At 76.4% G+C, this 12,951-nt stretch carries 14 protein-coding genes; 10 read left to right on the plus strand and 4 right to left on the minus strand.

What is annotated here, in order from left to right; translation table 11 throughout:
• The 5 genes from HLB09_RS06325 to HLB09_RS06345 form a co-directional block, all read left to right on the plus strand.
• On the plus strand, nt 1-1,296 hold a 1,296-nt coding region (locus HLB09_RS06325), incomplete at its 5' end, for an SDR family oxidoreductase (RefSeq protein ID WP_171202552.1).
• Nucleotides 1,297-1,458: 162 nt separating this feature from the next.
• On the plus strand, nt 1,459-2,148 hold the full coding sequence (locus HLB09_RS06330) for a phosphocholine cytidylyltransferase family protein (protein WP_171202563.1): 690 nt from the start codon (nt 1,459-1,461) through the stop codon (nt 2,146-2,148).
• A 218-nt stretch (nt 2,149-2,366) separates the two neighbouring features.
• The gene (locus HLB09_RS06335) at nt 2,367-3,344 is read left to right on the plus strand and encodes a DUF2382 domain-containing protein (protein WP_171202553.1); all 978 of its coding nucleotides are present in this window, start codon (nt 2,367-2,369) and stop codon (nt 3,342-3,344) included.
• Between the two features lie 74 nt (nt 3,345-3,418).
• On the plus strand, nt 3,419-3,865 hold the full coding sequence (locus tag HLB09_RS06340; protein ID WP_171202554.1) for a DUF2382 domain-containing protein: 447 nt from the start codon (nt 3,419-3,421) through the stop codon (nt 3,863-3,865).
• A 55-nt stretch (nt 3,866-3,920) separates the two neighbouring features.
• Nucleotides 3,921-4,118: a hypothetical protein gene (locus tag HLB09_RS06345; protein ID WP_171202555.1), complete on the plus strand. Its 198-nt coding sequence runs from the start codon at nt 3,921-3,923 to the stop codon at nt 4,116-4,118.
• A 152-nt stretch (nt 4,119-4,270) separates the two neighbouring features.
• On the opposite strand, the gene HLB09_RS06350 is transcribed toward HLB09_RS06345, so the two are convergent.
• A complete protein-coding gene (locus HLB09_RS06350) occupies nt 4,271-4,789 on the minus strand; it encodes a hypothetical protein (protein ID WP_171202556.1) in 519 nt (172 codons plus the stop codon).
• Nucleotides 4,790-4,997: 208 nt separating this feature from the next.
• Here HLB09_RS06350 and HLB09_RS06355 point away from each other — a divergent pair, with 208 nt between their 5' ends.
• Nucleotides 4,998-6,428: a GntP family permease gene (locus HLB09_RS06355; RefSeq protein WP_171202557.1), complete on the plus strand. Its 1,431-nt coding sequence runs from the start codon at nt 4,998-5,000 to the stop codon at nt 6,426-6,428.
• A gap of 85 nt (nt 6,429-6,513) precedes the next feature.
• Here the strand turns inward: HLB09_RS06355 and HLB09_RS06360 are convergent, their stop codons facing one another.
• Together HLB09_RS06360 and HLB09_RS06365 are read right to left on the minus strand one after the other, a co-directional pair.
• The gene (locus HLB09_RS06360; RefSeq protein ID WP_171202558.1) at nt 6,514-7,734 is read right to left on the minus strand and encodes an EAL domain-containing protein; all 1,221 of its coding nucleotides are present in this window, start codon (nt 7,732-7,734) and stop codon (nt 6,514-6,516) included.
• A gap of 138 nt (nt 7,735-7,872) precedes the next feature.
• Complete coding sequence (locus tag HLB09_RS06365; protein WP_171202559.1) at nt 7,873-8,118, minus strand: hypothetical protein; 246 nt, start codon at nt 8,116-8,118, stop codon at nt 7,873-7,875.
• A gap of 227 nt (nt 8,119-8,345) precedes the next feature.
• On the opposite strand from HLB09_RS06365, the gene HLB09_RS06370 reads away from it, so the two are divergent.
• The 4 genes from HLB09_RS06370 (at nt 8,346) to HLB09_RS06385 (ending at nt 11,762) form a co-directional block, all read left to right on the plus strand.
• On the plus strand, nt 8,346-9,038 hold the full coding sequence (locus tag HLB09_RS06370) for an L-ribulose-5-phosphate 4-epimerase (RefSeq protein ID WP_281359269.1): 693 nt from the start codon (nt 8,346-8,348) through the stop codon (nt 9,036-9,038).
• A gap of 68 nt (nt 9,039-9,106) precedes the next feature.
• The gene (araA, locus tag HLB09_RS06375) at nt 9,107-10,615 is read left to right on the plus strand and encodes an L-arabinose isomerase (protein ID WP_171202560.1); all 1,509 of its coding nucleotides are present in this window, start codon (nt 9,107-9,109) and stop codon (nt 10,613-10,615) included.
• Between the two features lie 99 nt (nt 10,616-10,714).
• Complete coding sequence (locus HLB09_RS06380) at nt 10,715-10,888, plus strand: CsbD family protein (protein ID WP_171202561.1); 174 nt, start codon at nt 10,715-10,717, stop codon at nt 10,886-10,888.
• Nucleotides 10,889-11,096: 208 nt separating this feature from the next.
• Nucleotides 11,097-11,762 (plus strand): superoxide dismutase family protein, encoded by a 666-nt coding sequence (locus tag HLB09_RS06385; protein ID WP_171202562.1) that lies wholly within the window; start codon nt 11,097-11,099, stop codon nt 11,760-11,762.
• 88 nt (nt 11,763-11,850) lie between these two features.
• Here the strand turns inward: HLB09_RS06385 and HLB09_RS06390 are convergent, their stop codons facing one another.
• A complete protein-coding gene (locus HLB09_RS06390) occupies nt 11,851-12,882 on the minus strand; it encodes a LacI family DNA-binding transcriptional regulator (protein ID WP_322790045.1) in 1,032 nt (343 codons plus the stop codon).
• Nucleotides 12,883-12,951: the final 69 nt, after the last annotated feature.

Consider the following 12,951-nt stretch of genomic DNA (forward strand, 5'->3'; position numbering starts at 1 on the left):
GGGCGGGCGACCGTCCGCGAGCTCGCCCGGCGCGGCTTCGACGTCGCCGTCCTGGCGCGCGGGCGCGCCGGCCTGGACGGCGCCGTCGCCGACGTCGAGGCGGCCGGGCGCCGCGGGCTCGCCGTCGAGTGCGACGTCGCCGACCACGCGGCGGTGGACGCCGCGGCCGAGCGCGTGGAGTCCGAGCTCGGCGCCGTCGACGTGTGGGTCAACTGCGCCTTCGCCGGCTCGCTCGCCACCTTCTGGGACACGACGCCGGAGGAGTTCGCGCGCATGACGGACGTCACCTTCGGCGGCCAGGTCAACGGCACGCGGGCGGCGCTGCGGCACATGCGCCCGCGGGACCGGGGCGTCGTCGTCAACGTCGGCTCGGCCCTGTCCCAGCGCGCCATCCCGCTGCAGTCGGCCTACTGCGCCGCGAAGCACGCGGTGAAGGGCTTCAGCGAGTCGGTGCGGGTCGAGCTCATGGCCGAGGGCAGCCGGGTCCAGGTGTGCCAGGTGATGCTCCCGGGCCTCGACACGCCCCAGTTCGACTGGAACCTCAGCCGCGTCGAGGGGCACCCCCAGCCCGTGGCGCCGATCTTCGCCCCCGAGGTCGCCGGGCGGGCGATCGCCTTCGTGGCCGAGCACCCCCGGCGCACGATGTGGGTCGGCGTGTCGACGGCGTGCACGATCCTCGGCGAGCGGGTGGCCCCGTGGTTCCTCGACCGCTACCTGGCCCGCACGGGCATCAGCGGGCAGCAGGTGCACCAGGACCTGCCCCGCTACGGCTCCAACGTCTTCGAGCCCCGCGACGAGGACGCCGACCGGGGCGCGCAGGGGCCCTTCGGCGACCGCAGCTGGGGTCGTGACCCGTGGTCGGCGGCGTCGATGCACCGGGGCGCGGTCGCCACGACGGCCCTCGCCGGGGCGGGCGCCGTCGTCACCGCCGCGGCCGGGAGGGCGGGGGAGGGCGGCGTCGTCGCCCGGGCGGACCTCGAACCGCTCGGGGCCACGGGCGCCCGCGGGACGGCCGTGCTGCGCGCCGGGGACCGGGGGGACGTCCTCGAGGTCGACCTCGAGGGGGCGGGCTCGGGACCGGGCTCCTACGAGGAGGTCTGGCTGCTCGACGAGCCGAGCGGCGGGCTGCTGTCCCTCGGGGCGCTCGTCGACGGCCACGGCGTCTTCACCGTGCCGCCGGGCGCCGTGCCCGGGGGGCAGGCGGTCCAGGTGGACGTCTCGCGCGAGGCCCTCGACGGGCAGCCGGCGCACTCGGGCGACAGCCTGGCCCGCGGCGCCCTGACGACCGGCGCCTGAGCCGGCGTCGCGTCGGCCGCGGCGCGGGCCCCGCCGTGCGCGCCGACCTCGTGCGCGCCCCGCGTGGTCGGACGCGTTGACGGCGGGCTGTACAACTGCAGGGGAGGGTGCTGCGGCGCCCGGCGCCGCGAGCGGCGCACGATCGACGACCTGGAGGTGGACATGAGCGTGAACGTGGTGATCCTGGCCGCGGGCATGGGGACCCGGCTGGGGCGGCCCCACCCGAAGCCGCTGACCGTGCTGCGTGACGGCAGGACGATCCTGCGGCAGCAGCTGGACCACATCAGCGGGGCCTTCGCCGACGAGGCGCGCGTGTCCATCGTGGTCGGCTTCAAGAAGCGGCGGCTGCTCGAGGCGGCCGCGTCCGAGGCGAGCTTCGTCTTCAACGAGGAGTTCCAGCGCACGAACACCTCGAAGAGCCTGCTGCGGGCGCTGCGGATGGCGGCCCCGGGCGGGGTGCTGTGGCTGAACGGCGACGTCGTCTTCCAGCCCGGTCTGCTCGACGCCCTCGTGCCGCACATGGCGCGGGGGTCCTTCGTCGCCGTCAACACCGAGCGCGTGGCCGACGAGGAGGTGAAGTACCTGCTCGACGAGAGCGGGCACATCAGCGCGCTGTCCAAGCAGGTCGTCGGCGGGCTCGGCGAGGCCGTGGGCATCAACTACGTCAGCGCGGAGGACCGCGAGGTCCTCGTGCGCCACCTCGCGGCCGCGGGGGACCAGGACTACTTCGAGAAGGGCATCGAGGACGCCATCGCCCTCGAGGGCATGCGCGTGCGGGCGGTCGACATCTCCGAGTACGGGGTCGTCGAGGTCGACTTCGCCGACGACCTGGAGCGCGCGAACGCCCTGTGACGCCCCCGCGGGCCGGGGCGTCCACGGCCTGTGACCGTCTCGAGATGCGCGTGCGCGCTGGGCGGGCATGCTCGTGGGTGAGGCGAGGGGACCACCCCTCGCGCCGTCCCTCCGGGGACGTCACCGCCGCGCCCGGTCACCGGGCGCCGTGGGTTCCAGCAGAGCGGACCCGGCGGACGCGCAGCCCCGCTGCCACCTCCACCGAAGGAGCGATCTGCATGCCCATCACCGAGGACCAGCTCTCCGCCCTGTACGACGCCACGGTCGTCTCCGAGGCCGACGGCAAGATCGGCCGCGTCGGCACCGTCTACCTCGACGACGACACCCAGCAGCCGAGCTGGGTCACCGTCAAGACCGGGATGTTCGGCACCTCGGAGTCCTTCGTGCCGCTGGACGCCGCCGAGCTGCAGGGCGACGAGGTGCGCGTGAGCTACAGCAAGGACCAGGTCAAGGACGCCCCCCGCATGGACACCGACAGCGAGCTGTCGCCCGCGGAGGAGGACGAGCTCTACCGCTACTACGGCCTCAGCCGCGGTGGCGACGCCGCCGTCGGGCGGACCGGCGGCGACGAGGCCACGAGCACCGTCGGCACGGGCGCGCCGGGCGCCGCGGGCACCGGCGCGGCCATGGGCACCGGGACGGACGCCGACGCCGCGACCACCGGCACCACCGGCAGCGGCGCCCCCGGCTACGCCACGGGGCGCGAGGACGAGCTCGGGCGCGAGACGGGCGCGGGCGACCGGACGCCGGGCGCGACCGGCCACGACACCAGCGGCCCGAACACGGACGACGCGATGACCCGCTCCGAGGAGCGCGTCGCCTTCGGCACCCAGGAGCGCGAGACCGGCCGAGCGCGGCTGCGCAAGCACGTCGTCACCGACCGCGTCACGGAGGACGTCCCCGTGAGCCGCGAGGAGGCCGTGGTCGAGCGCGAGCCGATCACGGACGCGAACCGCGGCGAGGCCCTCGCGGGCGGCGACCTCACCGAGGAGGAGCACGAGGTCACGCTCCACGAGGAGCGCGCCGTCGTCGACAAGGAGACCGTGCCCGTCGAGCGCGTGCGCCTCGGCACGGAGACGGTCGCCGACACCGAGACCGTGAGCGCCGACCGCCGCCACGAGGAGATCGAGGTCGACGGCGACGCCACCGACGCCGGCACGACGGGTCGCCGCACCGGCGACGCCGACCGCCGCTGACCGCCACGGGCGAGGACGAGCGCGGCCCCCGCTCCTCCGGGCCGGTCGACCGCCCGGCCGCCGCGGCGGCCGAGGTGGTCGTCGCGGAGGAGCGGGCGGTCGCCCGCCGGCTCCGCGTGCCCGTCGAGCGGGTGCGGGTGGCCAAGCGGATCAGGACGGAGACCGTGCGCGTGGAGGTCGACGTCGAGGTCCGGCGCGAGGAGCTCGTCGTCACGAGCGCACCGGTGCCGCCCGAGGAGGGCGAGCGGCTGGCCACCCAGGTCGACGACGCGGGCGCCACCGCCGGTGAGGGCACCGAGCGCGGCGCCGCACCGGCGGACGAGGAGCGGGTCGTCCTCGTGCTCTCCGAGGAGGTGCCGGTGGTGGGCGTCGAGACGAGGCCCGCCGAGCGGGTGACCGTGGCGGTGCGCCGCGTCGAGGGCGTCGAGCGCGTCGTCGTCGACCTCGCCCGCGAGGTCGTCGACGTCGACGGGGCCCGCAGCGCCCCTCCCGGCACGAGCAGGACCGACCAGCACGACTGACCAGCAGCACCGACCAGCACCGACCAGCGCCGACCGGCGCGACGAGGAGGACGACGTGCAGATCCCCAAGCAGCAGGTGATCGACTTCATCAAGAGCAAGGTGGGCGGCGACCAGGCCTCCCAGGCCGACTCCGAGCTGCCCGACCAGGTCGACACCGACCGCGACGCCGGGCTGCTCCAGAAGTTCGGCGTCGACCCGAAGGACCTGCTCGGCGGGTCCGGGGGCGGCCTCGGGAGCAAGCTCGGCCTGTGAGGTCGTGAGGCACCGCCCCGCCACGGCGGGGCCGCAGGAGGGCTCGGCGCGGCGCGCCGGGCCCTCCTGCGCGTCCGGAGGACCTGCGCGTCCGGAGGGCCAGCGCGCCCGGAGGGCCTGCTCGGCCGGGAGGACCGGTGCGGGGGGCCGCGTCAGCGGACGCCCATGTCCATCCCCAGCCGCCCCGCGACCGCCCGGGCGACCTGCAGGGCGCTGAGCCCCGAGGTGGCGACGACGACGTCGGCGCGCAGGTGGAGCCAGGGGCGGGCCCGGGCGTGCCGCTCGAGCTCGCGCAGCCGCGGGCCGACGGCGACGCGGGCCGCGCTCACGCGCGTCCGGACCTCCTCGTCGTCGGCGTCGAGTGCCACGAGCACCCCGTCGAGGCCGGCGCGCAGCAGGCCCGCCTCGACGACGCCCCACAGCCGCTCGTCGAGCACCGGTCGCGGGACGACGAGGCGCTCGCTGCGCCAGGCGGCGAGCTCTGCGGAGGCCGTGGCGAGCAGGCCCCGCCACCCCGGTGACCCCTCGAGGACCGCCAACGCGCTCGCGCCGGCGTCGGCCACGGCGTCGAGCGGCCCGGGGTCGACCACGCGGGCGCCGGGCAGCACCGCCCAGAGCTCGTCGGCGACCTCCTCGGCGAGCCCCGGCGCACCCGTGAGCCACAGGACCACGTCCCGAGGGTAGGAGCGGTGCGCGCCGTCCGCCGTCCAGGACGAGCGCCCCGCCCGCACGGGGTCTCCCGCTCGGACAGGGACCGACCCGGTCGCTCGGCCCCGCCACGCGCGCGACGCCCCTACGGTGCTGGGCAGCGCGTGCACGACGCCGACGCCGAGCCGACGGCCGCCGGCAGCGCCATCCCTCTGCAGACCCGGAGCACCCGTGACGACGACGTCAGCCCACCCCGCCGCTGTCCTCGCGACCGCGACCAGCGAGCCCGCGGGCTCTCCCGGCTTCCTCCTCGCCGTCGCGGCCGTCGCCATCGCCGTCCTGCTCGTGCTCATCATCAAGGTGCGCCTGCACGCCTTCTTCGCGCTGACGATCGTCAGCGCCCTCACGGCCCTGGTCGCGGGCGTGCCCGTGGGCGACCTCGTCGCGACGCTCCAGACGGCGCTCGGCGGGACCCTCGGCCAGGTGGCGCTGCTCATCGGCTTCGGCGCCGTCCTCGGCCGGCTCGTGGAGGTGTCCGGCGGCGCCAAGGTCCTCGCCGACACCCTGCTCGACCGCTTCGGGGAGCGGCGGGCGCCGCTGGCCCTGTCGGTCGCCTCCCTGCTCTACGGCTTCCCGATCTTCCTCGACGCGGCCTTCATCGTCATGCTGCCGATCATCTACTCGGTGGCGCGACGCCTCGGCGGCTCGCTGCTGCTCTACGCGCTGCCCGCCGCGGGCGCCTTCCTCACCATGCACGCCCTCGTCCCGCCGCACCCGGGCCCGGTGGCCGCCTCGGGGCTGCTGGGCGCGGACGTCGGGCTCGTCGTCGCGGTCTCGCTGCTCGTCGGCCTCCCGACCTGGTACGTCGCGGGCCACCGGCTCGGGCTCGTCCTGGCGCGGCGCACCCGGTCCTTCGGCGTGCCCGACCTCCTGGGCTCGGCCGACCCGGACGGCGACCTGCCGCGGCCGTCGTTCGCGGTCGTCCTGCTGGTCCTGCTGCTGCCGCTCGTGCTGATCTTCGCCAACACGGGTGCGTCCACGCTCGCCGAGGCCGGCGCGCTGGACGGCGACTCGTTCCTCGTCGAGGTGCTGACGACGGTGGGCGCGACGCCGATCGCCCTGCTGCTCACGACGGTGCTCGCCATGGTCCTGCTCGTCGTCGTCCCCCACCGCGGCGCGGTGGGCGCGCGGCTCGAGGACCTCGTCGACGGCGCCTTCGCGCCCGTCGCGTCGATCATCCTCATCACCGGGGCGGGCGGGATGTTCGGCGGGGTGCTCACCGCCACGGGCATCGGCGGCGCGCTGGCCGACAGCCTCGACGCCGTCGGGCTGCCGGTGATCGTGGCGGGCTTCGTCATCGCCGTGGCCCTGCGCGTGGCCCAGGGGTCCGCCACGGTCGCGGGCACCACCGCCGCCGGGCTGCTCGCGCCGGCGGTCGAGGCCGACGGGTCCCTCACGGGCGTGGCCCTCGCCTGCGTGGTCGTCGCGACGGTCGCCGGGGCCATCACGTTCTCCCACGTCAACGACTCGGGCTTCTGGCTCGTCGGCCGATTCCTGGGGCTCGACACGGCGACGACCCTGCGCACGTGGACGGTGCAGGCCACCGCCGTCGGCTTCATGGCCTTCGCCCTGGTGCTCGTGCTCTACGTCGTCGTCACCTGAGGGCCGCTGTCACCTGAGGGCCGCTTCACCTGAGGGCCGCTGTCACCTGAGGTCGGTCACGGGCTGAGGGGGCCGAGGGCCGGGCTCAGGCCGCGGGCAGGGGTGCCGGACCGCCGACGGCCGCGCCGCGCGCCAGGGGGACGCCGAGGGAGCGGAGCGCCTCGAGCTGGGCCGCCGTGGTGACGTCGCGGACCACCAGGCGCGCGCCCACGCTGCGGGTGACGGCGAGCAGGGCGCGGACGAGGTCGGGCTGCGCGTCCGCGCCACCGGCGTCCTCCGCGTGGTCCAGCGCCGGGGCGCAGACGCTCACGAGGGGCGGGCCGAGCCGGAGCGCGTCGACGAGCCCGGACGACGGCGTGCCGGCCCCGTCCACGGCGAGGACGGCTCCGGCCTCCCGCAGGCGGCGCGCCCGCTCGTACGTCGCGCCGTCGTCGGCCGCGCCGTGCCCGACGGCCACCCAGAGCCCCGAGCGCGCGTGCTCGAGCAGGAGGTCGACCACCCCGGGGCGCTGCAGGAGGCTGCGCGAGACGGCGACGGCCAGGGCCGTGCCGGGCGGTTGCCGGCCCTGGTGCTCCAGGGCGCGGTGGAGGCAGGCGAGCTCGACGTCACCGGCGAGGCCGTGGGCGCCGACGACGTCCCCGACGGCCGCGCCGCGGCAGGCCGCGGCGCGGAAGGCCGCCGCGAAGGCGAGAGGACGGTCGGTGGCGAGGTCGACGACCGGCTCGAAGAGGACGTCGACGTCCTCGCCGCGCGCCAGGGACAGCACGGCGCGGTGGTGCTCGAGGGCCGACGGCGGTGCACCGCGGGAGGCGTCGGCGACCGGCGGGGAGGCCTCGGGAGCGGCGGCGGGCCGGCGCGCGAGGCCCAGCGCGACCGACAGCGCCGACGCGAGGCTCTCGAGGACGGCGGGGGCGTCCGGGCCGATGCGGTCGTCCGGGGCGCGGCTGAGGCAGCAGAGCATCCCGGCGACGTGGCCGTCGTCGTCGTGGAGCGGCGTGCCGACGTAGCTGCCGATGCCGTGGGCGCGCGTCACGGGGAGCACCGAGGCGATCGGGTCGGCGCCGGCGTCGGGGATCCACCGCGGGAGGCGACCGGCGACCACCTGGCCGCAGATCGTGTCGGTCAGCGGCGTGCGCCGACCCACCGCGCCGCGCAGCAGCGCCGAGCGGCTGCTCGTGGCGACGGCGACCTCCTCGAGACCGTCGTGGAGGGTGACCAGCGAGGCGTCCATGTCGACGGCGATGCGGGCGGCGTCCAGCAGCCGGCGGACCTCGGGGCGGTCGCGGGCGCCCGGGTGCGCGCTCATCGTCACTCCTCGTGTCGCCGCTGCCGTCGTCCTCGCGCGGGGAGACTACGCGGGAACCGTTGCGGCGCGCAGCCTGTCGACGACGCCCGGGGGACGGGTGGGCCCGCCGCCCCGTCCTGCGGGCGGAGCGTCACCGCGTCACGGGGCGACGCTGCGGCGGGCCCCGGGCACCGGCCGCGCCCACCACGCGCGCGCCCGCCCGGCGGTGAGGCGGACGCCCACGAGCGCGGCGACCGCCAGGCCGGCGAGCAGCTGCACGGCGGCGGTCGGACCACCGGACCCGGCGAGGACGAGCGAGGCGACGGAGGCCAGGACCATGGCGACGGCGCAGGAGGTCACGGGAGCCAGCGCCCGGCCCCGGTGCTCGCGCTGCTGCAGGTACACGGCACCCTCCCCGTCCCGGCGGGCGCCGTCGGCCCGTCGTGACCCCACTGTGGGCGCCCGGCGCCCGCAGGGCAAGGCAGGAGCGCGCCGGTGCGACGGCGCCACGCTTGACCGACCCGCCGCTGTGATCGCTAACATCCGACCGACGTGCGCCGCGGCCCGTCGCGGTCCCGACCGCCCCGCCGCCGGTGCGACCGCGACGAGAGGAGCGACCCGTGAGCGCCCACCTGCAGCTCGAGCCCGAGGTGCTCGGGCACGTCGACCGGCTGCGCGGCGAGCTCGTCGACCTCCACGCCCAGCTCGTGCGCTACGGGCTGGTCGTCTGGACCGGCGGCAACGTGTCCGCGCGCGTGCCCGGGGCCGACCTCTTCCTCATCAAGCCCTCGGGGGTGCTCTACGAGGACCTCACGCCGGCGTCGATGGTGCTGTGCACGCTGGACGGGGAGGCCGTCGACCCGTCGCAGTCCCCGTCGTCGGACACGGGCTCGCACGCCTACGTCTACCGCCACATGCCCGAGGTGGCGGGCCAGGTGCACACCCACTCCACGTACGCGTGCGCGTGGGCGGCCCGGGGCGAGGAGATCCCCTGCGTGCTCACGGCCATGGCCGACGAGTTCGGCGGGCCGATCCCGCTCGGGCCCTTCGCGCTCATCGGCGGGGAGGACATCGGCCGGGGCGTCGTCGAGACCCTCACGGGCCACCGGTCGAAGGCCGTGATCATGCAGAACCACGGCACCTTCACCATCGGGAAGGACGCGAGGAGCGCCGTCAAGGCCGCCGTCATGTGCGAGGACGTCGCCCGCTCGGTGCACATGGCCCGCGCGCTCGGCGAGTGCGTCCCCATCCCGCAGGACGCGATCGACAGCCTCTACGACCGCTACCAGAACGTCTACGGGCAGCGGCCCGCGCCGACGGCGTAGCCCCGTCCGAGCTGCCCTGCAGCGCCTCGCACCACCACCAGCAGCACCGACGACCGGGAGGTCACCGCATGAGGTCCGCGCTCGCCGAGAAGGAGGTCTGGTTCGTCACGGGCAGCCAGGGCCTCTACGGCCCCGAGACGCTCGAGCAGGTCGCCGAGCAGTCCCGCCGCGTCGCCGACGAGCTGGCCGCGTCCTCCGACGTCCCGGTCCGCGTCGTCTGGAAGCCGGTGCTCACCGACGCCGACGCCATCCGCCGCCTGTGCCAGGACGCCTCGACGGACGACTCCTGCATCGGCCTCGTGGCGTGGATGCACACGTTCTCGCCGGCCCGCATGTGGATCGCCGGCCTGCAGGTCCTCGACGTCCCGCTGCTGCACCTGCACACGCAGGCCGACGCCGCCCTGCCGTGGGCGACGCTCGACATGGACTTCATGAACCTCAACCAGGCCGCGCACGGCGACCGGGAGTTCGGCTACGTCCAGTCGCGGCTGGGCGTGCCGCGGACGACCGTCGTCGGCCACGTGTCCGACCCGTCGGTCACCTGGCGGGTCGGCGCCTGGGTGCGGGCCGCCGTCGGCCGGGCCGAGCTCCGCTCGCTGCACCTGGCGCGCTTCGGCGACACGATGCGCGACGTCGCCGTCACCGAGGGCGACAAGGTGGACGCGCAGGTGCGCCTCGGCGTCACCGTCAACGCGCACGGCGTCAACGCCCTCGTCGCCGCGGTGGCCGACGCGACCGAGGCGCAGGTGGACGCCCTCGCCGACGAGTACGAGGCGACGTACCGCGTGGCCCCCGAGCTGCGCCGCGGCGCCGATCGCCACGAGTCCCTGCGGGAGGCCGCGCGCATCGAGGTCGGGCTGCGGTCCTTCCTCGAGGAGGGCGGCTTCCGCGCCTTCACGTCGAACTTCGAGGACCTCGGGGGCCTGCGCCAGCTGCCCGGCATCGCCGTCCAGCGCCTCATGGGCGAGGGCTACGGCTTCGCCGGCGAGGGCGACTGGAAGACGGCGACCCTCCTGCGCACCCTCAAGGCGATGGCCGAGGGCCTGCCCGGCGGCACGTCCTTCATGGAGGACTACACCTACGAGCTGCGGCCGGGGAAGCAGAAGATCCTCGGCGCCCACATGCTCGAGGTCTGCCCGTCGATCGCGGCCGACGTCCCCTCGTGCGAGGTGCACCCCCTGGGCATCGGCGACCGCGAGGACCCGGTGCGCCTCGTCTTCGACGCCGTCCCCGGGCCGGCCGTCATCCTCGGGATGAGCGACATGGGCGACCGCTTCCGCCTCACCCTCAACGAGGTCGACGTCGTCGAGCCGGACGAGCCGCTGCCGAACCTGCCTGTGGCGCGGGCCGTGTGGGAGCCGAAGCCCGACCTGCGGACCTCGGCCGAGTGCTGGCTGCACTCCGGCGCCCCGCACCACACGGTGCTGTCCTCGGCGCTGACGACCGACTCCGTCGCCGACCTCGCGGAGGCGCTCGGCGTCGAGCTGGCCGTCATCGACGCCGACACGCGGCCCCGGCGCTTCCGGGACGAGCTGCGCTGGAACGCCGCCTACCACCGGTTGGCCATGGGGTTCTAGCCCCCGGCGGTCCCGACGGCGCCGCTCTCGACGCGCGGAGCGGCGACCACCTGCCTAGCGTGGGAGAGGTCCAGCAACGGCGACCCACCTGGAGGCGACATGTCCGCCGGCGACAAGATCAAGAACGCGGTGCAGCAGACCGTCGGCAAGGCGGAGGAGGTCGTCGGCAAGAAGACCGACGACGCCGAGCTCCACGCCCAGGGCCAGAAGGACCAGTCGATGGGCGCGGCGCGCCAGGAGACCGAGAAGGCCAAGGACGCCGCGAAGGACTGAGCCTCCCGGGCCAACCACGGCCCGCACCGCCGAGCTCGCGCGAGGGCCGGCACCCCACGGGTGCCGGCCCTCGCCGCGTCCGGGGACGGGTGCGAGCAGCCCCCGTGGCCAGGGGCGTGCGCAGCGGGTCCCCCTCCACCGCGACAGGGGAGCGCCCGTCGCCCAGGCTGGACCGGGTCCGGAGCCCTTCGTCCACATGGAGCCCACCATGCGCCGCGCCACCGCCCTCACCGCCGTCGTGCCCCTGCTGCTGCTGGCCGGGTGCAGCGGCGACGTGGCTCCCGAGGAGGGCAGCGCGCCCGCCGGGGGCGGCGGGGAGCCCGTCCCCACCGCCCTGGACGGGGGCTACTCGGCGCTCGACCCGGGCTCGGTGGGCGAGGCGGTGCTGACGGCGACGCTCGAGGACGCCGAGGGGCGCGAGATCGGCGTCGTGGGCATGGACCCCGGGGCCGAGGGCACCGTGGTGAGCGTCGTGCTCACCGACAGCGGCCTTGAGCCCGGCTTCCACGGCTTCCACGTGCACGCCGTCGGCGAGTGCGAGCCGGACAGCCAGAGCCCGAGCGACCCGTCCCGGACCGGCGACTTCCTCTCCACCGGCGGCCACCTCGGCGCGGACGCGAGCGACCACCCCGCGCACGCCGGTGACCTCCCGCCCCTGCTCGTGCGGAGCACGGGCGACGCCACCCTCCAGGTGGTGACGGAGGGCTTCACCGTGGACGACGTCACCGACGCCGACGGGAGCGCCGTCGTCGTCCACGAGGGCGCGGACGACTTCGCGAACGTCCCGGAGCGGTACGCGCCCGAGGGCCCCGACGAGGAGACGCTCAGCACGGGCGACTCCGGCGGGCGGGCCGCCTGCGGCGTCCTGGGCTGACGACGTCGCGCTCACCAGCCCGAGAGCTGTGCGCTGAGGTCGCGGTGCACCGCGACCTCGGCGCACAGCTCCGGAGGCGCCCCCGGCGTCAGCGCGGGGGCGCCGCCGTGCTGGCGCGGACGACCAGCCCGGGCTCGACGACGCGGTGCTCGGGCGCCGTCGCGACCCCGCCGGCCAGCCGCTCGAGCAGCAGCCCGACCGCCTCGCGCCCGACCCGCTCGAGGTCCTGGCGCACCGTCGTCAGAGGAGGGGAGAGGTACGCGGACTCGGGGGCGTCGTCGAAGCCGGTGACGGACACGCGCCCCGGGACGTCGACGCCGCGCTCGCGCAGGGCCCGCAGGAGCCCCAGTGCCAGCTGGTCGTTCGCGGCGACGACGGCCGTCGTCGCCGGGTCGTCGGCCAGCGCCAGCCCCGCGACGTAGCCGTCGGCGGCGCCCCAGCCGCCCGCGAGCACCCGTGCCGGGGCGACGCCGGCCGCCGCGAGGGCGTCGCGCCAGCCGCCCTCGCGCTCGACGGCCTCGAACCAGCCGGGCGAGCCGCCGACGTGGCGCACCTCGCGGTGGCCCTGGCGCAGGAGCAGCTCGGTGACCGCTCGGGCGCCGGCCCGGTGGTCGACGTGCACGGAGGGCAGGCCCGTCACCGGTCCGCCGGTGGCGCAGACCGTGGGCAGGTCGGCGGGCAGGTGCTCGCGCAGGTCGGGGACCTCGTGGAGCGGCGCGGTGAGCAGGAGCCCGTCCACGCCCCGGTCGGACAGCTGGGCCACGCAGGCGAGGACGCCGTCCCGGTCGGTGGCGTCCGACGTCGACAGGATCGTGGCGTAGCCGGCGGCGTGCGCGGCGCGCTCCACGCCGTGCAGCGTGCTGGAGGGGCCGAAGAGCGAGGTGCTCGAGGCGACGACGCCGACCGTGAGCGTGCGCCGCGTCACCAGGGCCCGCGCCGCGCGGTTGCGGCGGTAGCCGAGCTCGTCGATGGCCCGCTGCACGCGCTCGCGGGTCTCGGGGCGGATGCTCGGGTGCCCGTTGAGCACCCGGGACACGGTCTGGTGGGAGACCCCGGCGCGGCGTGCGACGTCGGTCATGACGGGCGCGCGGGCGCCGTCGGTCGGCGTGGCGGGGGGCACGTCGGCATCGTGCCAGCGCCGCGCGCAGCAGCGCCCCCGAGCGGCGGTGCGTCGCTCGGGGGCGCCGGG

It is taken from the genome of Pseudokineococcus marinus, assembly GCF_013004605.1.
In the GTDB taxonomy this organism is placed as follows: domain Bacteria; phylum Actinomycetota; class Actinomycetes; order Actinomycetales; family Quadrisphaeraceae; genus Pseudokineococcus; species Pseudokineococcus marinus.

Bases quoted from the DNA above. Each gene is read 5' to 3' on its own strand.
- HLB09_RS06385 (WP_171202562.1), top strand. From the start codon at position 11,097: ATGCGCCGCGCCACCGCCCTCACCGCCGTCGTGCCCCTGCTGCTGCTG.
- HLB09_RS06360 (WP_171202558.1), bottom strand. From the start codon at position 7,734: ATGAGCGCGCACCCGGGCGCCCGCGACCGCCCCGAGGTCCGCCGGCTG.
- HLB09_RS06380 (WP_171202561.1), top strand. From the start codon at position 10,715: ATGTCCGCCGGCGACAAGATCAAGAACGCGGTGCAGCAGACCGTCGGC.
- HLB09_RS06330 (WP_171202563.1), top strand. From the start codon at position 1,459: ATGAGCGTGAACGTGGTGATCCTGGCCGCGGGCATGGGGACCCGGCTG.
- HLB09_RS06335 (WP_171202553.1), top strand. From the start codon at position 2,367: ATGCCCATCACCGAGGACCAGCTCTCCGCCCTGTACGACGCCACGGTC.
- araA (WP_171202560.1), top strand. From the start codon at position 9,107: ATGAGGTCCGCGCTCGCCGAGAAGGAGGTCTGGTTCGTCACGGGCAGC.